The organism is Dissulfurispira sp., from assembly GCF_036745535.1.
Lineage (GTDB): Bacteria > Nitrospirota > Thermodesulfovibrionia > Thermodesulfovibrionales > Dissulfurispiraceae > Dissulfurispira.
In genome coordinates, this window is record NZ_DAIOFX010000013.1 from 1 (window position 1) to 21,851 (window position 21,851).

The 21,851-nt window shown below is 43.2% G+C and carries 24 protein-coding genes; all 24 read left to right on the plus strand.

Going from position 1 to position 21,851, the window contains the following annotated elements:
* Positions 1-41: 41 nt before the first annotated feature.
* The 24 genes from flgL to V7L97_RS04345 all read left to right on the plus strand — a co-directional run bounded on the left by flgL (position 42) and on the right by V7L97_RS04345 (position 21,851).
* A complete protein-coding gene (flgL, locus tag V7L97_RS04230; protein ID WP_333653631.1) occupies positions 42-1,505 on the plus strand; it encodes a flagellar hook-associated protein FlgL in 1,464 nt (487 codons plus the stop codon).
* An 18-nt stretch (positions 1,506-1,523) separates the two neighbouring features.
* On the plus strand, positions 1,524-1,751 hold the full coding sequence (csrA, locus tag V7L97_RS04235; protein ID WP_333653632.1) for a carbon storage regulator CsrA: 228 nt from the start codon (positions 1,524-1,526) through the stop codon (positions 1,749-1,751).
* Between the two features lie 18 nt (positions 1,752-1,769).
* The gene (fliW, locus tag V7L97_RS04240; RefSeq protein WP_333653634.1) at positions 1,770-2,204 is read left to right on the plus strand and encodes a flagellar assembly protein FliW; all 435 of its coding nucleotides are present in this window, start codon (positions 1,770-1,772) and stop codon (positions 2,202-2,204) included.
* A gap of 118 nt (positions 2,205-2,322) precedes the next feature.
* Positions 2,323-2,796, plus strand: coding sequence for a transcription elongation factor GreA (greA, locus tag V7L97_RS04245; RefSeq protein WP_333653635.1), 474 nt, complete (start codon positions 2,323-2,325; stop codon positions 2,794-2,796).
* On the plus strand, positions 2,789-3,556 hold the full coding sequence (locus V7L97_RS04250) for a dihydroorotate dehydrogenase electron transfer subunit (protein ID WP_333653637.1): 768 nt from the start codon (positions 2,789-2,791) through the stop codon (positions 3,554-3,556). Before greA ends, V7L97_RS04250 begins: the two co-directional genes overlap by 8 nt.
* Positions 3,547-4,488, plus strand: coding sequence for a dihydroorotate dehydrogenase (locus V7L97_RS04255; RefSeq protein ID WP_333653639.1), 942 nt, complete (start codon positions 3,547-3,549; stop codon positions 4,486-4,488). Before V7L97_RS04250 ends, V7L97_RS04255 begins: the two co-directional genes overlap by 10 nt.
* Positions 4,460-5,263 (plus strand): SAM hydrolase/SAM-dependent halogenase family protein, encoded by an 804-nt coding sequence (locus tag V7L97_RS04260; protein ID WP_333653641.1) that lies wholly within the window; start codon positions 4,460-4,462, stop codon positions 5,261-5,263. Before V7L97_RS04255 ends, V7L97_RS04260 begins: the two co-directional genes overlap by 29 nt.
* Positions 5,264-5,329: 66 nt before the next feature.
* The gene (locus V7L97_RS04265; protein WP_333653643.1) at positions 5,330-6,100 is read left to right on the plus strand and encodes an MlaE family ABC transporter permease; all 771 of its coding nucleotides are present in this window, start codon (positions 5,330-5,332) and stop codon (positions 6,098-6,100) included.
* A gap of 214 nt (positions 6,101-6,314) precedes the next feature.
* The gene (locus tag V7L97_RS04270; RefSeq protein ID WP_333653645.1) at positions 6,315-7,058 is read left to right on the plus strand and encodes an ABC transporter ATP-binding protein; all 744 of its coding nucleotides are present in this window, start codon (positions 6,315-6,317) and stop codon (positions 7,056-7,058) included.
* Positions 7,059-7,072: 14 nt separating this feature from the next.
* Positions 7,073-7,528, plus strand: coding sequence for an outer membrane lipid asymmetry maintenance protein MlaD (gene mlaD / locus V7L97_RS04275; protein WP_333653646.1), 456 nt, complete (start codon positions 7,073-7,075; stop codon positions 7,526-7,528).
* Positions 7,522-8,877: a TolC family protein gene (locus V7L97_RS04280; protein ID WP_333653647.1), complete on the plus strand. Its 1,356-nt coding sequence runs from the start codon at positions 7,522-7,524 to the stop codon at positions 8,875-8,877. The genes mlaD and V7L97_RS04280 overlap by 7 nt, the downstream gene beginning before the upstream one ends.
* Before the next feature lie 14 nt (positions 8,878-8,891).
* The gene (locus V7L97_RS04285) at positions 8,892-9,515 is read left to right on the plus strand and encodes an MlaC/ttg2D family ABC transporter substrate-binding protein (protein WP_333653648.1); all 624 of its coding nucleotides are present in this window, start codon (positions 8,892-8,894) and stop codon (positions 9,513-9,515) included.
* 103 nt (positions 9,516-9,618) lie between these two features.
* A complete protein-coding gene (locus V7L97_RS04290; RefSeq protein ID WP_333653650.1) occupies positions 9,619-10,116 on the plus strand; it encodes an RrF2 family transcriptional regulator in 498 nt (165 codons plus the stop codon).
* A 16-nt stretch (positions 10,117-10,132) separates the two neighbouring features.
* Complete coding sequence (locus V7L97_RS04295) at positions 10,133-10,384, plus strand: sulfurtransferase TusA family protein (protein WP_333653652.1); 252 nt, start codon at positions 10,133-10,135, stop codon at positions 10,382-10,384.
* Positions 10,385-10,477: 93 nt separating this feature from the next.
* Positions 10,478-11,686, plus strand: coding sequence for a cysteine desulfurase family protein (locus tag V7L97_RS04300; protein WP_333653654.1), 1,209 nt, complete (start codon positions 10,478-10,480; stop codon positions 11,684-11,686).
* Between the two features lie 97 nt (positions 11,687-11,783).
* Positions 11,784-12,155, plus strand: coding sequence for a Fe-S cluster assembly scaffold protein NifU (gene nifU / locus V7L97_RS04305; RefSeq protein WP_333653656.1), 372 nt, complete (start codon positions 11,784-11,786; stop codon positions 12,153-12,155).
* 53 nt (positions 12,156-12,208) lie between these two features.
* A complete protein-coding gene (locus V7L97_RS04310; RefSeq protein WP_333653658.1) occupies positions 12,209-13,198 on the plus strand; it encodes a response regulator in 990 nt (329 codons plus the stop codon).
* Positions 13,199-13,263: 65 nt separating this feature from the next.
* Entirely contained in the window at positions 13,264-16,080 is a 2,817-nt protein-coding gene (locus V7L97_RS04315; RefSeq protein WP_333653660.1) for a valine--tRNA ligase, read from the plus strand.
* A 20-nt stretch (positions 16,081-16,100) separates the two neighbouring features.
* On the plus strand, positions 16,101-16,583 hold the full coding sequence (locus tag V7L97_RS04320) for a hypothetical protein (protein WP_333653661.1): 483 nt from the start codon (positions 16,101-16,103) through the stop codon (positions 16,581-16,583).
* Positions 16,584-16,658: 75 nt separating this feature from the next.
* A complete protein-coding gene (gene nadC, locus V7L97_RS04325) occupies positions 16,659-17,519 on the plus strand; it encodes a carboxylating nicotinate-nucleotide diphosphorylase (protein WP_333653663.1) in 861 nt (286 codons plus the stop codon).
* Positions 17,520-17,526: 7 nt separating this feature from the next.
* On the plus strand, positions 17,527-18,558 hold the full coding sequence (purM, locus tag V7L97_RS04330) for a phosphoribosylformylglycinamidine cyclo-ligase (protein WP_333653664.1): 1,032 nt from the start codon (positions 17,527-17,529) through the stop codon (positions 18,556-18,558).
* The gene (locus V7L97_RS04335) at positions 18,551-19,420 is read left to right on the plus strand and encodes a M23 family metallopeptidase (RefSeq protein ID WP_333653666.1); all 870 of its coding nucleotides are present in this window, start codon (positions 18,551-18,553) and stop codon (positions 19,418-19,420) included. Before purM ends, V7L97_RS04335 begins: the two co-directional genes overlap by 8 nt.
* Positions 19,398-19,778: a bactofilin family protein gene (locus V7L97_RS04340; protein ID WP_333653667.1), complete on the plus strand. Its 381-nt coding sequence runs from the start codon at positions 19,398-19,400 to the stop codon at positions 19,776-19,778. The genes V7L97_RS04335 and V7L97_RS04340 overlap by 23 nt, the downstream gene beginning before the upstream one ends.
* Before the next feature lie 63 nt (positions 19,779-19,841).
* Positions 19,842-21,851, plus strand: a complete 2,010-nt coding sequence (locus tag V7L97_RS04345; protein ID WP_333653668.1) for a molybdopterin biosynthesis protein — start codon at positions 19,842-19,844, stop codon at positions 21,849-21,851.

Consider the following 21,851-nt stretch of genomic DNA (forward strand, 5'->3'; position numbering starts at 1 on the left):
AAGTAAGTAAGTAAGTAAGTAAGTAAGTAAGGAGAAGATTTATGAGGATTACTACAAAGATGTTGTATGACAGGTTTCTTTCCGATATGCAGAGGAACATGGAATCTATATTCAAGGCCAGCGAACAGATCGCAACAGGGAAAAAGATTAATCGTCCTTCCGATGATCCTACGGCAATGTCGAGGATTATCGGTTACACAACGCATATATCGGCAATCGGTGAGTACAAAAGGGCAATAGATTCGGCTAAAAGCTCTCTTGAGGCTGCAGACTCGGCATTTTCAGGGTTAAATGATATCTTAATAAGGGCAAAGGAACTTTCACTGAGCGGAGCAACAGGGACCACTGATCCAAATTCGAGACTCATGATTGCACGGGAAGTGGGCGTTCTGCTTGAAAGCGCCGTTGGCATCGCAAATACGAAAGTCGGCGATAAATATATATTCTCGGGCTTTAAATCAAATATTGCACCTGTCGATGTCAACACAGGTGAGTTTGTTGCCGATACCAATATCTTCGAGATAAATATAAGCCAGACCATAGAGATCGGGTTAAACATCCCGGCAAGCGAATTATTTAGTTTCAAGCGGGTAAATTCAACCGATCCTCAAAACGCTGTTTTACCGTCATATAACTACAATTTTGACTCAACAAATGACCCCCTTACCGGAGAGCCGGAGACCCCTCCGGATGCGGATCCGTTATCTGCAATACATATGAGAGACGGAAGTGGCGTGGCCAATCCTGCTGCTGCCAATTCAGGTACAACTAATGGGGGTACTTTAACCATAACAGTTGGAGATAATGATACAACGCCGGTAGATGTAGTTATTCTCGCTGGTGCATCCCTTAATGAGGTCAGAGATGCTATAAATGCTGCGAATGCAAGTGTAAAGGCGAATATTATAAGGTTTGCAACCAACGATTACAGGCTCGTTATTGCTTCGAATCCGGTCGGACAATCCGGAGAGATTAAAATTGTTGTATCCCAGACCGTAAGTGACGGTGCTGGAGCTGGCCTTAACAGATTCTCGTTTGACCCGGACTATCAGGACGACACGGTTAAGTCAAATATGAAACTCAACGCAGACGGTATTGCGAATTATAACTACATTACTGACAGAACCAACAATCCCAACTATTACAGTTTTAATAACAACTATCTCAACGAGAACAATATATTGAGGGCACTGCACTTCTTAAAAGTCTCCCTTGAAATGAACGATACGGGAAGAATACAGAAGGCAATTGATTATGTCGGCAAGGTGGCAGAAAAAGTTTATCAGCAGCAGGCAGAGGTGGGAGCCAGATTGAATAAACTCGATGCAGAAGGGAGATTCCAGGATAACAGGGAATATGATTTAAGTACATACATATCCAATGATCAGGATGCCGATATTCCAAAACTGGCATCTGAACTGGTACAAAGTCAGGCTGCATTGGAGAGCCTGCGTGTAGCTTCATCAAACTTCTTAAGAACAAGTCTCTTTGACTTCTTAAAATGAGGCCAATATAAGGATAAAATGCTTGTTCTAACGCGAAAAGCCAATCAGACAATAAACATCGGAGACAATATAAAAATTAAAGTTGTCGAGATCGGTAATGGCTTTGTAAAACTTGGAATCGAAGCGCCCTACGATCTTCCCATTTACAGAGAAGAACTTTACGAAAAATTGAAACAGTTGAATGTGGAATCGGCAAAATTGGATATGGATAAACTTAAGGATTTTCTTGAAATAAAAAATACTTAACAATTGTCCGGGGTGGAGATGAAAATAAATACGACAAGATTCGGGGAAATAGAAATAGAAGATGCCAAGATTATTAATTTCCCATTGGGAATCCCTGGATTTACCAATCTGAAAAGGTACATACTTCTGGACTATAAAGACCCTATAAAGTGGCTTCACGCAGTGGATGATCCTGATATTGCATTTATAGTTACAGAGCCCTTTGGCCTTTTCCCTGACTACTCTCTTACTATAGAGGACGATGTTGAACAATTCCTTGAGATCACGGATGTAGCAGAGACCATTGTCCTTGTAATTCTCAATGTTGCTGACAACAGGCTGAATGCAAATTTAAAGGCCCCTATAATTGTTAACATATCCAAACTAAAGGCAACACAGATAATCCTCGAAGACGAGCGTTATTCTTTCAGGGTTCCGGTGCCTTCTCTGTCAAAAGAGACACAAAAGACGTAATTTCCTGCTGTATATTTTGAAAAAATCGATGTGAAAGTGTTATCTTAGTTTTAAATGGTTTGAACAGTTTAAACGGTTCAAACGGTTTGAACGGTTTATGGAGGAGGATGTAACTATAATGAATCGTGTTCCAATGACACCCGAAGGCTATCAGAAGCTCAAGGACGAGCTTGATAGACTTATAAAGGCAGAAAGACCCAAGAACATACAGGACATAGCCGAGGCGAGAGCGCATGGCGATCTGTCAGAAAATGCGGAATACCATGCTGCAAAGGAGCGGCAGTCTTTTATAGAAGGGCGTATTCAGGAACTTCAGGCAAAACTGGCAATGGCTGATGTCATAGACCCGGCCAAGATAAACCAGTCAAAGATTGCATTTGGTGCAAAGGTAAAGGTTGTTGATATAGAGACTGATACAGAGTATGAATTCACCCTTGTAGGTCCTGACGAGGCTGATGTAAAAAGCGGAAAGATCTCCATAAGCTCACCTGTAGGAAGGGCACTGATCGGAAAAGAGGTGGGCGATGTCGCAGTGGTAAAGGCGCCTGCAAGGACTATAGAATACGAGATCACAGAGATTAACTTTGTCTAAATACTTCAAAGCAAAGACAGTCGATAACATCTCTTTAAACAAACACTTCAGGTTATTAAATCTCAGTCCATTATCGGACATAGACATTCCTCAACCGGGCCAATTCTATATGCTTCAGGCTGGCGATACCTACGACCCGCTTTTAAAACGGCCCTTTAGTATTTTCAGACATGAAGATAATTCGCTGAGCTTTCTTTACAGGATAAGGGGCAAAGGGACACTATCGCTTTCGCACCTTAAAAGCGGAGATATTATTAATGCAATCGGTCCACTTGGAAACAGTTATCCAGAACCCCATGGCGATTTCATTGCCCTTGCAGGCGGCATCGGGATTGCCTCGCTATTGCATCTTCTGGCGGGATTTAAAAACAAGGCCTATCTTTTCTATGGTGCGAGGAACAAGGAAGAACTGGTAATGCTAAATGAAGCAAAGGCCATATCAAAAGAATCATTTATAACTACAGATGACGGCTCTGAAGGGGAAAAGGGATTAATAACAGATTCTTTAATGAAGTTTTTTAACTCATTACCCATTACCCATTACCCATTACCTCTTTACGCTTGCGGCCCAACACCGATGTTGAGAGAACTCTCTAAAGTTGTTGCAGGCAAAGATATAAAGTGTTATGTTTCCTTGGAAGAACACATGGCATGCGGTGTAGGTGCATGCCTTGGCTGTGTTATCAAAACTGTTTCAGGCTATAAAAGGGTTTGTAAAGAAGGACCTGTCTTTGACATAAAGTATATTATATGGGAATAACTCCGAACTCCGAACTCAGAACTCCGAACTTATCGGTAGATATCGCGGGATTAAAGCTTAAGAATCCTGTGATGACCGCATCAGGCACATTCGGATATGGAGAGGAATATTCAGAGTTTCTTGATTTAAATAGGCTCGGAGCGATCGTTGTTAAAGGACTTTCCATCACACCGAGGCAAGGCAATCCAACGCCGCGAATTGTGGAAACACCTGCAGGAATGCTCAATGCCATTGGACTTCAAAATATAGGTGTTAAGGCGTTTATAAAAGATAAACTCCCCTTTTTAAGGCAATTCAATACCCCTGTCATTGCAAATTTCTTTGGAGACAGCATAGATGAATACATTCATGCAGCAGAAGAACTGAGCAATGCAGAGGGTGTTCGTGCCCTTGAGATGAATATATCATGCCCGAATAAGCAGGCAGGATGGATAGTCTTTGGAACAGATCCTAAAACAATGGAGCAAGTTGTAACTGCTGTGAGGAAAACGACCGATCTCCCCCTGATAGTCAAGCTTTCACCCAATGTTACGGACATCGGTCTTACGGCAAAAGTAGCGGAAAACGCAGGCGCTGATGCGATATCTCTGATAAATACCATAACCGGTATGGTCGTGGATGTGAAAAAACGGAGGCCGGTGCTTGCAAATAACACAGGCGGGCTTTCAGGTCCTGCTGTAAGGCCAATAGCAGTGAGGATGGTATGGGAGGTGTATAAGGCAGCAAAGATACCCATTATAGGCATGGGAGGGATAATGGCTGCCAATGATGCCCTCGAATTTTTGATAGCAGGTGCAAGGGCTGTTGCTGTCGGTACTGCAAATTTCATAAATCCAACTGCGACTATCGAAATAATAGAAGGGCTTGAAAAGTTTCTGATAGAGGAAGGGTTTTCAGATATAAATGAGATCATCGGAAGCCTTAAGACATAAAATAATTACCCTAACTACAGACTTCGGATACAAAGACCCTTTTGTCGGCGAGATGAAGGGGGTTATCTTATCCATAAACCCCTCTGTAACTCTTGTTGATATAACCCACGGAATAGAGCCGCATAAGATAGAAGAATGTGCATTCATCATTGGCTCCAGTTATAAATATTTTCCGTCAGAAACCATTCATATTGCAGTCGTTGACCCTGGGGTCGGCTCTGAAAGAAGGCCTATCATCATTGAGGCAGACGGTTACTATTTCGTAGGTCCTGATAACGGGATATTTTCCTATGTGTTATCGTTTTCATCCAATGTGAAGGTCATTCATATAACAGAAGAAAGATACATGCTTTCCAAAGACAGTCCGACTTTTCAGGGGAGGGATGTATTTGCCCCTGTTGCTGCATGGCTATCGAAGGGGATTGCATTAGAAGCATTCGGATGCACAATTGACGACTTTAAGAGGTTTGAAGTTCCGTTGCCGAAGGTTGAAGGGGATAAGATTTCTGGGGAAATTATTTATGTAGACACATTTGGGAATGTAATTACCAATATCAGAAAAAGCGATTTGCAGGGATTGGGCGAAAAATTTTCAGTTGAAATAGAAGGTAAGGTTGTCCGGACCGTAAAAAACTACTCTCAGGCGTCTGACAACAGCCTTTACTGCCTCATCAATAGTTCCGGCCATTTAGAGTTCTTTGTTTATATGGATAGCGCTTCAAGGCTCTTTGATATTAACAAAGGCGAAAAAGTAACGGTTTTAAAGCAAAATTAATTGACAACACTACAGGCATTTTTTTACTATTAAAAGTTAATACCGAATCAGACGAAAAGCTTTTATATGGAAAAGTTATTAAGGATACTGGGCTCATGGGCACTTTCTGTTATCAGGAGAATGGGACATATGTCCACATTCCTGGTAAATGCCTTTTATTTTATTTTTGTTCCTCCCTTTAAGTTTGGCTTGCTTCTGAAGCAGGTTAGGTTTTTCGGAAACAAGTCCATGGCGATAATCCTTCTTACAGGCTCATTCACAGGCATGGTACTTGCCCTTCAGTTATTTTATACCCTAAGAAAATTCGGCTCCGAGGCATTATTAGGTCCTGCCATAGCCTTAAGTCTTATAAGGGAGCTCGGTCCCGTGCTTTCTGCCCTTATGGTCACAGGAAGGGCAGGCTCTGCCCTTACTGCCGAGATTGGCATAATGAGGATCAGCGAGCAGATCGATGCCCTTACTGCAATGGCTCTGAACCCAATGAGGTATCTGATCGTTCCAAATATAGTCGCTGCAATAATGGTTTTTCCCTTGCTTGCAGCTATTTTCGATGTAATCGGCATATATGGTGGTTATGCCGTTGCAGTAAAACTTTTAGGCATGAGCGAGGGGACTTATTTCTCCCAGATGGAGGTTTTTGTCGATATAGAAGATATAAGGCAGGGAATATACAAGTCCATCAGTTTTGGAGTTATTGTCTCATGGGTATGCTGCTATAAAGGTTTTTATACAGGGTACGGGGCAGAAGGCGTCAGCAAAGCAACCACAGAGGCGGTTGTCATGTCTTCCGTATTAATTCTTATATGGGATTACTTCTTAGGCTCGGTATTGTTGTAATCTGAATAATATAGGTCAGGCACGGCTCAAAGACTTTAAAAAGTGTTTGTTTTAAGTGTATTATATGAGAGATAATAAATGCATCATCCGGCAAGTATCCAATGTTGTAGATGGCGGATACAAGAGAAATGTTGATACAAGTGCGGGGTTTAAAGTCTTATCGCCGCACCTGACCTATATTTCTGAATTAGAATCGTTGTAAGAGGTAAATGTAATGATAGAAGTTATAGACCTTGAGAAATCATTCGATAGCCAGAGGGTGCTGGATGGTGTAAATCTTACTATTTTTGATAAAGAATTAATGGCCATCATAGGGAAGAGCGGAGGAGGCAAGAGCGTGTTTTTAAAGCACCTTATCGGCCTTCTTAAACCAGATAAAGGAAGCGTGCTCGTTGATGGCATTGATATCACGAAGCTTGGCGGAAGGGAACTGGACAGTATAAGAGAAAAGCTTGGCGTGGTCTTCCAGGGGGGTGCACTATTCGACTCTCTAACTGTCTATGAAAATGTAGCATTTCCACTGAGGGAAAAAACAAAGGTGAGCAAAAAGGAGATCCAGGACAGGGTAATGCAGGCACTTGAGGATGTAGGGCTCTGGGGTGTGGAGAAAAAATATCCCGCGGAAATAAGCGGCGGTATGAGAAAGAGGGTAGCACTTGCCCGTGCCTTGATAACGGAACCGAAGATCGTATTCTTTGATGAGCCGACTACAGGCCTTGACCCCATTATTCTGAACTCCATCCACAGACTTATAATGGATACACATAAAAAATACGGCTTTACAGGCGTGATAATAAGCCATGATATTCCTGAAATATTTGATGTTGCCGACAGGGTCGCAATGCTTCATAATGGAGTAATAGTAGAGGTGGGGACGCCAGATGAGATTAAAAACTCTTTAAATCCAATAGTGAGACAGTTTATAATTGGTATGGAAGTCCCATCGTTTAAACCTTAAAGGAGTATATAGTAATGAAGAAGTTTGACCTTGAACTGGCTGTAGGCTTTTTTGTACTGATAGGCATTCTTGCCCTCGGATACATATCCATAAAGTTGGGAAAGCTTGAAGTCATAGGCGGAAGGGGATATACTGTGTATGCCGAGTTTGAAAAGGCAGGCGGGATCAAATCGGGCTCTATCGTTGAAATAGCAGGAGTAGAGGTTGGAAAGGTAAAGAGCATAAGGCTTAATGATTATCAGGCATTGGTTGAGCTCACAATTTATAAGGATGTAAAGATTCAGGAGGATGCCATAGCGTCCATAAAGACAAAGGGGCTTATAGGCGAGAAGTATGTCCAGATAGCACCCGGAGGCTCTGAGAAGATTATTCCGGATGGTGGAAAAATCAGGGAAACCGAGTCTGCAGTGGACCTCGAAGAGTTGATTTCCAAGTACGTATTTGGAGAAGTTAGGAGGGCAACATGGTGAAATGGGTGGCGATTGCTTTCTGCTTATTGATTTTACCACCAGCCTATGGGCAAGATACCAATCGAAAGATTGTCTTGAATCTCGATCAATGCATAAAGAAGGCTGTTGAGGTCAGCCCGGAGATAGGCGAATCGCGCTATGACGAGGAGGTATATAAATCGAAAAAGCTACAGGCGGATTCGGCAGTCTATCCTCAGATCGAGGTGCTTGCAATAGCAGGACCTTCTCTAGAAGCAAAAAGGGAATATATAAGCCCTTCAATTAATACATCAGTGGCAACAACTGTTAATGGAATATTCGGCAGTGCTGGTGTGACATTAATCCAGCCTGTATATACGTTCGGCAAGATAAGCAGTTATAGAGAGGCTGCCTCGAGCGGCATAAAAGTGGCAAAGGCAGGCGTGGACAAAAAAACATCGGATATCGTTTTAAGGACTAAGGAATTGTATTACAGCCTCCTCCTTGCAAAGGACATGAGAAACCTTGTCCTGGAGGTCAAGGATGAGCTTGTCGAATCCATAAAAAAAGCAGAAAAGCAGATCGAGATAGGCTCTCCATGGGCAGATGAGGTCAACTTATTTAAACTCAGGGCGTTCTTGGGAGAGGTGGATAAGAATCTGAACGAGGCAGAAAAGGGAATCACACTCGCAAAGGATGCCATCGTTACCAGCATTGGGCTTCCGAGGGGAACTGATTTTGATACTGCCGAACCGTCCCTGACACCCGAAATAAGAATTCCGGAAGAGCTGAATAATTATTTAAAAAATGCCGTGGAGTTAAGGCCTGAATTTATCCAGCTTAAAGAGGGACTGAACGCAAGAAATGCCCTTGTCGGTGTAGAGAAGAGCAATTACTATCCTCATTTGTTTGTGGGTTTAAAGGCATCCATAGCAGGTGCAACAAACAGGGATAAAGTGGACAACCCATATATTTATGATAATTTTAACCATTCCTACGGTGCTGTGTTCATAGGGCTTAAATGGTCTATAGATTTTGGAATAACAGAGGGAAGGGTGAAAGAAGCCCGGGCTGAATATCATAAATTGATAGAAAAGAAGAAGTTTGCCGACGAGGCCATACCTTTTCAGGTGAGAAAGGCGTATCTCGATATGGAAGAGGCAAAGAAGAACATTGTGGAGACAGAGAAGGCATATAAAAATGCGAGGAAGTGGCTTGTCGCGGCAGTGGCAAACTTCGATATGGGAATAGGCGATGCAAAGGAAGTGGCAGATGCTGCAATGGCTTATGTACAGATGAAGGCAAATAATCTCCGTTCCATATATAATCACAGGATGTCATTTGCGAACCTTTTATACGCAACAGGAATGGATATTCAGGAGATAAAATAGGAGGTTCTATTTTTATGATGATTTTTAAATTATTTTTTGCACTGCTTTTTATTTTCACTTTTATATCAGACATCTCATATGCATATGCCGACACCCCTACACAACAGGTCAGGCAGACGGTTGATAAGGTGCTCGACATATTAAGGAATAAGGAGCTTAAAGGGCCTGAGAAGACCAAGGAACGCAGGACGGTAATACGCAGGGCGATTTCCGAGAGGTTCGATTTTGAGGAGATGGCAAAGAGGTCTCTTGCCCTTCACTGGAAAAAAAGGACGCCGGAGGAAAAAAAAGAATTTGTGCAGCTATACGCAGACCTTCTTGAAAGGTCGTATATCAAAAGGATCGAGAGCTATACAGATGAGAAAATCCTGTATTTAAACGAAAAGATAAATGGTGAATATGCAGAAGTTGATACCAAGATAGTCACGAAGAGGAATGTTGAGATTCCCATAGAATACAGGCTTCTCAAGAAAAACGGCAAGTGGGAAGTGTATGATGTGGTAATAGAAGGCGTAAGTCTGGTAAACAACTACAGGACACAATTCAATAAGATTATCCGCACAGATTCCTACGAAGAGCTCGTCAGGAGGATGAAGAACAAGCAGGAAGAAGAGCTGTTTGAGGAAAAGGCGAAGTAGGAACCGTTACCAAAAAATATCAATTCGCTCAAGCCAATTCTGCTTATCAATTTATTTCATAAAAATACTTGACAAAAACAGTAGAGTATTATAGCATAGTATCATGCTGAGATTATCGACAAAAGGACAGTATGGCGTTAGGGCCATGTATGAGATAGCGAGGGGTTATCCTGAAACTCCTGTGACGATCAAGGAGATTTCCGAAAGGCAGGACGTCTCTGTTGCCTATCTCGAACAGATACTCAATAAACTCAGGAAGGCTGGCCTCATAAGGAGCATAAAGGGCCCGGGAGGCGGTTATATATTGAACAAGAGCCCTGAAAATATAAGCATAGCCTCTATTTTAAACGAACTGGAGGGGCCTGTTGCTTTAACATCGTGTCTTGATCCTGAAGAGGGATGTGCAAGGGTTGACAGTTGTGTCACGCATTTGTTGTGGAAGGCATTGGGAGAGCAGGTTGAGGCATTCCTGAGAACAATAACCCTTAAGAATTTAATAACAGGAGATTTTTTAAAAGTGTCAAAAAGTCAAAGTGTCAGAGTAAAGTCAAAATCTCAAAGCATCAAAGATTCAAAGGCTATGACACTATTGAAACTGTGACACCCCGGTACTTGTTATGAAATTTGTCCACGATGTAAAGGCGGATGTAACAGCAGACATTGTGTATATGATGTGCCCCATGCATCTTCTTAAGCTGGATGAGATGATAAAGGGGCTTGAAAATGGACAGGTGCTTGAAATACTCACCGATTATGACGGTGCACTTGAAGATATTCCGCAATGGTGCGTAAAGACAGGGAACGAGTTCATAGGAATGGATGAGGATGAGGACTATTACAAGTTTTATGTGAGAAAGACAGTTCAGTAAATGGGTGGATGGGTAAATGGGTGAATGAGATAATCTTTTATACCCATTCACTCATATACTCATTAACTCATAAACCGATAAAGGAGACAAATTATGAGGAAATGTTATTTTGACCATATTGCAACAAACCCGTTGCATCCGGATGTTCTGGACGCAATGATGCCTTATTTTAAGGAAGAGTTCGGAAACCCTTTGAGCGTATATGACCTCGGCATGAATGCACGGGATGCAATAGAAAATGCACGCACGTCCGTCGCCTCCCTGATAAACACAAAACCATCAACCATAGTTTTCACTGCAAGCGGTGCAGAGGCAAATAATTTTGCCCTCAGGGGAATAGCCATTGCAAAACAGAATCAGGGCAAGCACGTGATTGTATCGAAAGTGGAACACCATTCCATTCTCAATTCAGCGCGCTTCCTCGAAAAGAACGGCTTTGCAGTCACATACCTTCCTGTTGACAAGTACGGGCTTGTCGATCCAGATGTTGTTAAAGACTCAATAACAAAGGAAACTATACTTATTTCGGTAGCACATGCAAGCAGCGAGATCGGCTCTATAGAGCCAATAAAAGAGATAGCAGCAATAGCAAAGGAAAGGAATATAATATTCCACACGGATGCAGTGGCGACAACAGGAAACATCCCTGTTGATGTGAATGAGCTTGGTGTTGACCTTCTGAGCATGGCAGCGCATCAGTTCTATGGGCCCAAAGGAGCAGGCGTTTTGTATGTGAGAGAGGGATTAAGGATAGCCCCCCTTATTTACGGAGGCATTCAGGAAGGCGGCAGGAGGGCAGGCACAGAGAATGTCCCTGCCATAGTCGGCATGGGCAAGGCTGCAGAGCTTGCAAAGAATGAGATGGGCAAGAGAATGGAACACTGTAAAAGGCTCCGTGATAGGCTAATAGAAAACGCGCTTAAAATACCGAATGTATACCTTACAGGGCATCCTGCCAATAACCTTAATAAAAGATTGCCGCATCATGCGAGCTTTGTGGTTGAATTCATCGAAGGAGAGGCAATGCTGTTAATGCTCGCAATGAAAGGCATATACGCAGCAAGCGGCTCTGCCTGCTCTTCAAAAGCACTTAAGTCTTCACCGGTATTGTTGTCTCTTGGAATTCCATCAGCCCTTGCACAGGGATCTATTGTATTCAGTCTCGGTATGGGCAATACGGATGAAGATGTGGATTATTTCATCAACGAGTTTCCACAGATTATTAATAGGTTGAGAGAAATGTCTCCTTTTGCAAAAGGATGGGGCGAAGCAGGTGAAGGAGAAAAATGTTACACAGGATAATGCAAACACTAAATCCTAATCACGAAATACTAAAAATCATCAGGTTTAGGATTTAGAATTTGGGATTTAGGATTTTAAAGGAGGAGGTGTTAGAGATATGTATTCTCAAAAAGTAATGGATCATTTCATGAACCCGAGGAATGTGGGTGAGATCCCTGATGCGGATGGCGTAGGCATGGAGGGCAATCCCACATGCGGCGATGCTATGCAGTTGTTTATAAAAATTGAAAATGATGTGATTGTTGATGCGAAGTTCAGGACATTCGGATGCGGGGCTGCCATTGCTGTAAGCAGCATGATTACAGAAATGGTCAAGGGCAAAACCCTTGATGAGGCATTAAGCATATCCAAAGAGGCGGTTGCTCAGGAACTGGGCGGGCTTCCACCCCAGAAGATGCACTGCTCCAATCTCGGTGCCGATGCATTAAGGAAGGCAATAGAGGACTACAGAAGCAAGAAAAAGTCTTGACAAACAGCGTTATAGCATTATAGAGTTTATAACCTGTACGACAAAGGGGGATTATGCCTTATAAACTGCTGTTAGCGGATGACAGTCTTACTATCCAGAAGGTGGTCGAGCTTGTCCTTGCTCCCGAAGATTTTGAGATAAGGACCTTTAATGACGGAGAGCAGGCCCTTCAGGCATTGGACTCATTCAAACCCGATATTATTCTTGCGGATATCGAGATGCCAAAATTAAACGGCTATCAACTCTGCGAAAAGATAAAGAATGACATGGCCACTGCCATGATCCCCGTAATCCTTCTTGCAGGCGCATTCGAACCACTTGACGAAGAGTACGCAAAGTCAGTTTATGCGGATGACTTTATCATCAAGCCTTTTGAATCTCAGGAATTGATAAGCAAGGTAAAGGCTTTGCTCAAGAGTTTCGAGCCTGCAAAACAGGCTGAGGCCGAAGAAATTCAGGAGGAGGAATTGCTGTCTGAGGCCGGTACTCCTGAAGTCTCTGTTGGATTATCCGAAGCTATGGCCGAATCGGTTGAATTATCTAAATTGGCAGTTCAGGAGCCGAGGTGGGATGAGGAGATCCCTGTAGCTGAGGAAAAGGCAGAGGAACAGGTGATGGCAGAAGAGGAATATGAGGCAAAGGGTTTTGAGGCTGAATTATCCGAAGCTATGGCCGGGGCGATGGCCGAGACAATGAAAGAAGAAGAAATCCCTGCTACCGAAGAACTTAAAGAGCCGTTGGCAGCACCCGTAATTGAACAGGTTTCAGAAATACCGCAGGGAATCGTTGAAGAAAAAATTTCAGGTGTCATAGTTAGCGATGTATTACCCCAGATATCTTCAGCAATAAAGGATTCGGTTGAACAGGCAGTATCATCAATAGCGCCGGATATTATTGAGAATGTAACAAGGGAGTTGATGAAGGACCTGATGGGATCCATGAGGGGCGAGATCGAGGCTGCGATTAAAAGGATCGTACCTGAAGTTGCCGAAACATTGATAAAGAAAGAGATAGAAAAGATTACTTCAGAGATAAATCAGTAAATGAGTGCATAAGTATATGGGTGAATGAGTGTTTGGGTTTTTACCCATCTACCCATTAACCATTTATGATCGAGTTAAAGAAAACTTACAGTCCGGAAGACATAGAAGACAGGTGGTATGTTTTTTGGGAAGAAAAGGGATATTTCAGGCCTGATCCTGATGCTGCCAAATCGCCTTTCTGCATAGTCATACCGCCGCCTAATATTACGGGATCCCTGCATATGGGTCATGCCCTTAATGCCACGATTCAGGATATCCTCACACGATGGAAAAGGATGTTGGGTTTTAAAGTATTGTGGCTTCCTGGGACAGACCATGCCGGGATTGCGACCCAGAATGTTGTAGAGAGAGAAATCTCTAAGGAAGGAGTCGACAGGCATAAGCTGGGAAGGGATGCATTTATCGAGAGGGTCTGGAAGTGGAAGGCAGAATACGGCGGAAGAATAATCCATCAGCTTAAGAAGCTTGGTGCGTCTTGCGACTGGTCGAGGGAGAGATTTACATTAGACGAAGGATTATCGAGGGCTGTCAGGGAGGTCTTTGTAAGGCTATTTGAAGAAGGGCTCGTATATAGGGATAATCGCTTAATCAACTGGTGCCCGAGGTGCCATACTGCACTTTCTGACCTTGAAGTGGAGTATGAAGAAATTGACGGCAAACTGTATAACATAAAATATCCGCTTACGGAAGGGGATGGTTATATCACGGTTTCAACCACAAGGCCTGAGACAATGCTCGGCGATACAGGAGTTGCAGTGCATCCTGAAGATGAGAGATATAAAGACCTTATCGGCAAAAGTCTTGACCTGCCACTGACTGGCAGAAAAATACCTGTAATTGCGGATTCAGCAGTTGACCCTGCCTTCGGAACTGGAGCAGTGAAAGTAACGCCTGCACACGATTTCAACGATGAGGCCATTGGAAAAAGACACAATCTCAAATCGATAAGCGTTATTGCAGAAGACGGCCGCATGTCAGCAGATGCAGGAGAGCGATACAGCGGCCTTGACAGATATGCCTGCAGGAAAAAGGTCATAGAAGATTTACAGGAACTCGACCTGCTCGAAGGCGACAAAAAGCATTGCCACTCTGTTGGACATTGTTACAGATGCAAGACCATAATAGAGCCTATCCTTACGATTCAGTGGTATGTGAAGATAGAATCCCTTGCTGCAGAAGCGGTAAAGGCAGTTGAGGGAAAAAGTATAAGGCTCGTTCCAGAGCAGTGGGAAAACAACTATTTTGCATGGATGAGGGACATAAAGGACTGGTGTATATCCCGTCAGATATGGTGGGGCCACCAGATACCTGTCTGGTATTGCCCTGATTGTAAAGGAGAGAATGGAATGTCGCCTCAGGGAGAGATGATAGAGCACATATTTTTTGAACCTGCCATGCTCAAAGACGGAAGAAAGATCACAGGCGGTATATATTCAGAGCTAAGACGGTCAGGAATGAGCCACGACGACATAATCGAAAATTCGAAGATCATAAGAATATCAAAGAGCGTTAAACCAATCTGCCGGAAGGATGATTTAAAGGAGTGCCCTGAATGCGGCAGCAAAAACATAATCCGTGACCCTGATGTCCTTGACACATGGTTTTCATCGGCATTATGGCCTTTCTCGACATTAGGATGGCCTGAGGAAACAGAAGACTTAAAGAAATTTTATCCAACCAGCATCCTTGTTACAGGCTTTGACATACTTTTTTTCTGGGTCGCACGCATGATCATGATGGGGCTTAAATTCATGAATGACGTGCCTTTCAAGGATGTCTATATCCATGCCCTTGTACGTGATTCAAAGGGACAGAAGATGTCCAAGTCAAAAGGCAATGTTATAGACCCTCTCGTAATGATAGATAAATATGGCGCCGATGCATTCAGGTTCACCCTCGCTGCATTTGCCGCACAGGGAAGGGACGTAAGATTTTCTGAGGACCGGGTAGAGAGATACAGATACTTCATAAATAAGCTATGGAATGCAACGAAATTCATAGTAAGTAACGGAGAATCATGGTCGAAGCAATCGTTGAATAATAAAGACTTAGATCTTCCGAGCAGATGGATTCTGAGCAGGCTGGCATTTACAGCAGAAGAGGTGAATAGAAATCTTGCGAACTACAGGTTCAATGATGCAGCTAACAGCATATACCATTTTGTCTGGCATGAGTTCTGCGACTGGTACATAGAGTTTACAAAACCCGTCCTTTATCAAGGAGGCAGCGAAGAGAAGGCAACGGTTATAAACTGTTTATTCTTTGTTCTTGAGAAGATAATTCATTTGCTTCATCCGTTTATGCCGTATGTTACAGAGGAATTGTGGAATACTGTGTTTGAACGCCATCAAAGCATTATGGTGTCACCGTATCCTGAAAAACTGCCCGGATACCCTGATGCAGAAGAAAAGATGAAATATGTGATAAACGCAGTCACAGGCATAAGGAGTGTGAGAGGTGAATTGAATATAGCACCTTCGCTCGAAATCATGGCAGATATAAAGACCTCATCAAAAGAGGTTGAGGATATTCTTAAAAACAATCTCACCGCCATAATGAAATTAACGCGGTGCAAAGAGATAAGCATCGGACCTGATATTACGAGGGTAAAGGGCTCTGCGGTATCCGTGAAGGATAAGATGGAAATCTATATTCCAATAGAAGGCCTGATAGATGTGAAGGCGGAGATAGAAAGGCTTCAGAAGGAGAAGACAAAGATAGAAGATGCAATGGCAACCCTCACCAAAAAGCTTTCCAATGAAGATTTTGTGAAAAACGCCCCACAGGCTGTTGTGGAAAAGGAGAGGGTGAAGTTTGGAGACCTTACACATAAAAAGGCAAAAATAGAGGATAACATAAAACTACTCAAAACAATAGAGTAATAAAATAGGGGGGTGAAACCATGGAGAAAGAGATCATGGAGATGGAGAATAAAAACCTTGGTATGGTTGAAGCAGAATTTATGAACATAAGACAGAGCACTGTCAGGTCGGTAGAAGGAGGCCATATCGAGCTGCAGCAGGTCGGTGCATTGAGCATTGACGGAGAGCGGGTTGAGGTCACTCAGGGAGCGTCCGTGTTGATGCGTGGCGCAAACCTCTCTTTAAACCAGAGCATAGGGGTTCTGGCAGCAGGAAATACCACAAATCTTAATTTCTCATTCGCACCTGTTGCAGTTTCTGCGGAAGAGGCAGTTGTAAATAAGAGCGCTGCAGGTATTATTGCTGCGAGGGAGATAAATTCCAACAACAGCACTTCGATACTCATGATAGGGAAAAACATAAACGGCAATGTAACCACACTCCTTGACTGGCGTTCTGCCCTTGCGATAGGCGCTGTTGCAGGAGGGATATTCGGATTGTTTTCAATTTTTAAAAAGAGGTGAATGAGTTGATGAGAGAATGGGTTGATGAGTTAATAAATTTTCGATATATTCCCATCTGCTCATATACAATAAACTATGGATGACTTGAATTATTCTTACCTGCTAAAGGAGACGATCCGAATTGCCATTCAGGAGGATATCGGTCATGGCGATATAACATCCCTTTTGATTGTTCCCAAGGGTAAAAAAGCCAAAGCGAATATCATTGCAAAGGAAGATTTTATACTTGCAGGGATGCCTTTTGTAAAGGAAGTATTTAATGCGATAGACCCCGGCATTGCAATGCAAATATATTTTGATGAAGGAGCCCGTGTTAAAAAGGGCGATATAATCGCCATGATTTCAGGGAGTGCGAGAAGTCTTCTTGCAGGAGAGAGGATTTCATTGAACATCCTTCAGCGCATATCGGGAATTACTGCAATGACAAACCAGTTTGTGAGAAAGGTTAGAGGATTATCCGTGAGAATTGCCGATACCAGAAAGACCATACCTGGAATGCGCATTATGGAAAAATATGCTGTCAGAATCGGCGGAGGAATAAACCACAGGTTCGGGCTTTATGATGGGATTTTGATCAAGGACAATCATATAAAGATAGCGGGTGGTGTAAAGAAGGCTGTTGTGCTTGCAAAGAAGCGACACCATCTCTTAAAAATTGAGATCGAAGTAAAAAGCCTTGATGAATTAAAAGAGGCATTGGATGCAGGGGCTGATGTCATTATGCTCGATAATATGTCTATACCCGATATGAAAAAGGCTGTTAAAATTCGAGATTCGAGATTCGAAATTCGAAGTTATAGAATTTTGCTTGAGGCATCGGGAAATGTGAATCTCGAAAATATCAGGAGTATTGCAGAGACAGGAGTTGATATAATATCAATCGGCGCATTGACGCACTCTGCAAGGGCTGTGGATATAAGCATGAAGATTGTTTAGAGGTGATATGGAAGAGTTAACGTATAAAAAGGCCGGCGTTGATATCGACGAAGGCGACAGGTTTGTTAGCCTCATCTCGCCTCTGGTGAAAAAGACATTCAGGCCAGAGGTTATGACCGAAATAGGCTCTTTTGGCGCATTGTTCAAACTGGATATTAAAAAGTATAAAGAGCCGGTGCTTGTGAGCGGAACCGACGGCGTAGGGACAAAATTAAAGATTGCATTCATGATGGACAAGCACGACACAGTCGGCATCGACCTTGTGGCGATGTGCGTAAATGACATTCTTACCCTCGGCGCAGAGCCTTTATTTTTCCTCGATTACTTTGCAACAGGGAAACTCAAATCAGAAAAGGCAAAGGATGTGGTAAAGGGCATTGCAGAGGGCTGCAAGGAGTCAGGATGCTCATTGATCGGCGGAGAGACGGCTGAGATGCCGGGATTTTATGGGGAAGGAGAATATGACCTTGCAGGTTTTTCAGTCGGTGTTGTGGATAGAGATAAAATCATTGACGGCTCAAAGATAAAAGAGGGGGATGCTATTATAGGCTTAGCATCGAGCGGCCTGCACAGCAATGGCTATTCCCTTGCAAGGAAGGTATTTTTCGATGCGGCTAAATTCGATATTGATACACACATACCCGAGCTTGGTACTACAATCGGAGAAGAACTTCTTAAGCCCACGAAGATATATGTGAAGGCATTCGATGCATTGAAAGATAAGATGGATGTTCATGGAATGGCCCATATAACAGGCGGCGGCATTGTGGGCAATGTGCCGAGAATAATCAGAGATGGACTGACAGCTGTAATAAAAGAGAACTCATGGCCAATGCTGCCTATATTTAATATTATCAAAAGACTTGGTAATGTCCCTGATGAGGATATGAAAAAAACCTTTAATCTGGGCATCGGATATGTTATAGTACTACCTAAAGAAAATTCCGACCTCTCGATCTCCGTTTTAAAACAATATGGGTTTGATACTTACCATATTGGATTTATCGAAAAAGGAGGAGAAAAGATACGCTATGTATAAACTAAGAAGATTTTTTAGAAAACTTTTCACCCCCGTCACTATAATGCTCATACCCCATGACAGCAAGCGGACAATCAATATAAAACTCCCATCCATCGGCGTTGTGTCATCCGTGATATTATGGCTGGTCGGCTCTATATACGTCGTCTCGGTTGCCATAGACACCATCGAATACTACAATATGAAAAGCAAATTGAATTTTTATATGGGCCAGTTTGTGGAGCTTAAAACAACCATATCCCTGCTGGAAAAGGCAGAGTCGGAGTTTAAAAGGCTTTTATCCTTTAAGAGCAAAGACAAGATACTCGAGAATGTCAATTCCAAAGTCAACATACATGATGCCGGCTCGCTGGACATGGATCTGTTGAAAGACCAGATAAAGAATACCGTTGAGAGAGTTGCCGAGATTCAGGATTTTTTGAAAAACCAAAAAGACATATACATGTCGACCCCAAAGGGCTGGCCTGTTATGGGGAGGATAACATCGGAATTCGGCAACAGGGAGAATCCAAGGTACGGAGGACAGGAATTCCATTCAGGGATTGATATCGCAGCAAGCACAGGCACACCTGTGAAGGCAACTGCAGACGGGATAGTAAGCTTCTCGGGATGGAGCGCAGGGAACGGAAATCTCGTAGTTATAGAGCATGGATTCGGATATTCCACGTTTTATGCCCACAACAGTTCGATTGTTGTCAGGGTGGGGCAGAAGGTAAAGAGGGGAGATATCATAGCTACTGTTGGCTCTACAGGAAATGCTACAGGGCCTCATCTGCACTATGAGGTATGGCATAACGGCAAGGCCGTAAACCCTATGGCATTCATCAAGGAGGCAAAAAATGTTTCTAAAGAAAAACAATAAACTTGAAGCATTAATCGGTCCTGATTCAGAATTCAAAGGCGATATAACCGCCAATGGAACTTTAAGGATTGACGGAAAGTTAACAGGAAACATTATTGCAGATTCGGTTATCCTCGGTAATGACGCATCCGTCACAGGCGATATAAAGGCACGATGCGTGGTAATCGGCGGCAGCGTGGAGGGCAATGTCAATGCAGATGAGCTTGTGGAGATCAAACACACGGGCAAGCTGCTGGGGGATGTTCATACAAGCACATTGTCTGTTGCAGAGGGCGGCATATTCGAGGGACGCTCTATTATTCAGAAGGACGGGACAAAGGTTATAGACTTTCCGGGCAAAGAGGCATCAGCAAAATAGAGAGTTCGGTTTTTAATTTTTGGCAGTATTTTGGCAGCAATTCCATGTTTAAATAGTTTTGTTATGAAACAGGTATTCCTTGACAGCCTTTCCCTTGAAGAAGCAATTTCGATTTTATTTAAACACCTCGATGCAAGGGGGCTTAATCGCCTTTCTTCTGAAGTCATAAATATTACCGACTCCCTTGACCGGATAACCGCAGAGCCTGTATTCGCACGGTACTCATCGCCTTTCTATCATTCTGCTGCAATGGACGGTTATGCAGTGAGGTTCACCGATACATTCACGGCATCCGAGACGTCTCCATGCATGCTCAAAATCGGATACGAAGCCGTGTATGTCGATACTGGAGACCCAATGCCGGAGGGCTTTAATGCGGTTATTATGATCGAGGATGTGAATATAATAAGGCAAAAGGCAATAGGCGATAGGCAAGAGGATAAAATAGAAAAAACCAAAAACTTATCGCCTATAGCCTATAGCCCATTGCCTGAATATATTGAGATTTATCAGCCTGCCACCCCTTATCAGCATGTGAGAACAATCGGAGAAGATATTGTTGCAACAGAGTTGATCATCCCTGAGAATCACAGAATAAGACCCATAGACATTGGAGCCATGCTTGCAAGCGGCCACACAGTAGTATCTGTACGGAAGAAACCGAAGGTTGCGATAATTCCCACAGGCACAGAGATTATAGAGCCTGAGACAGTGAAGGACAGGCTGCCCCAGCCTCCTGAAATAATTGAATATAACTCTGCAGTGCTTTCAGGACTTGCTGTGGAACTTGGTGCTGAGGCCATTAGATTCTCAATAGTCAAAGACGATTTGCAGGAAATTAAAAACGCAATAGTTGAGGCATCAAAGATATCTGATATAGTCCTCATAAATGCAGGCTCAGGAAGGGGCTCAGAGGATTATACATTAACTGCAATAGAAGAGCTTGGCGAGGCGATTGTAAATGGGGTCTCCATTAAGCCGGGTAAGCCTTTGATTGCAGGCTTTGTGAACAATAAGCCTGTATTCGGCATTCCAGGCTATCCTGTCTCTGCGTATTTGACGTTTCAACTGTTCGTGAAGCCTGTTATTGCAAGGTTTCTGGGTATAACAGCAGGAGAGAACGAAAAGATAAAAGCAACGGTCTCACGACAGATCGCATCACCAATGGGTATTGATGAATTCATAAGGGTAAAGGTCGGTGTTGTTAATGACAAGTACATTGCAACACCTGTTGGCAGAGGCGCAGGACTGCTTATGTCACTTGTAAGGGCGGACGGCATTGTAAGGATTCCCGCACATGCTGAGGCATTAAGCGCAGGCACAGAGGTGGAGGTTGAACTGATTAGAAATAAAAACGAGATAAAGAATACCATCGTATGTATAGGAAGCCATGACAATACTCTCGACATCCTTGCAAATACTATAAAGAAAAACTATCCGGAATTTTCTCTATCATCTGCCCACGTAGGTTCAATGGGCGGCCTTATGGCATTAAAGAGAGGGGAGGCATATTTTGCAGGAACGCATCTTCTGGATGAACAGTCGGGCGAATATAATATACCGTTCATAAAAAGATTGCTGTCAGATAAAAAGATTGTACTCGTGAATCTCGTCTACCGCCGGCAGGGACTTCTGGTAAAAAAAGGCAATCCGAAGAATATCAAAGGTTTTGAAGACCTCATAAGGGATGATGTTATTTTCATTAACAGGCAGGGAGGTTCGGGCACAAGGCTTTTGCTGGACAAACATTTAAAAGAACTCGGAATTAATCCATACATGGTGAAGGGGTACGACAGGGAGGAATATACACACATGGCCGTTGCATCAGCAGTGCTCACAGGCCTTGCAGACACCGGCCTTGCCGTCTATTCCTCTGCAAATGCCCTCGGCCTCGACTTCATTCCGGTTGCCAATGAGCGCTATGATTTAGCCATACCTCATGAATTTATGGATACAGAAATGGTACAAATCATCCTCGAAATAATCAGAAATAATGAAGAATTCAGACAAACCGTAGAATCCCTCGGAGGATATGATATAAGGGATATGGGAAAGGTGGTGTATGAGGGATGA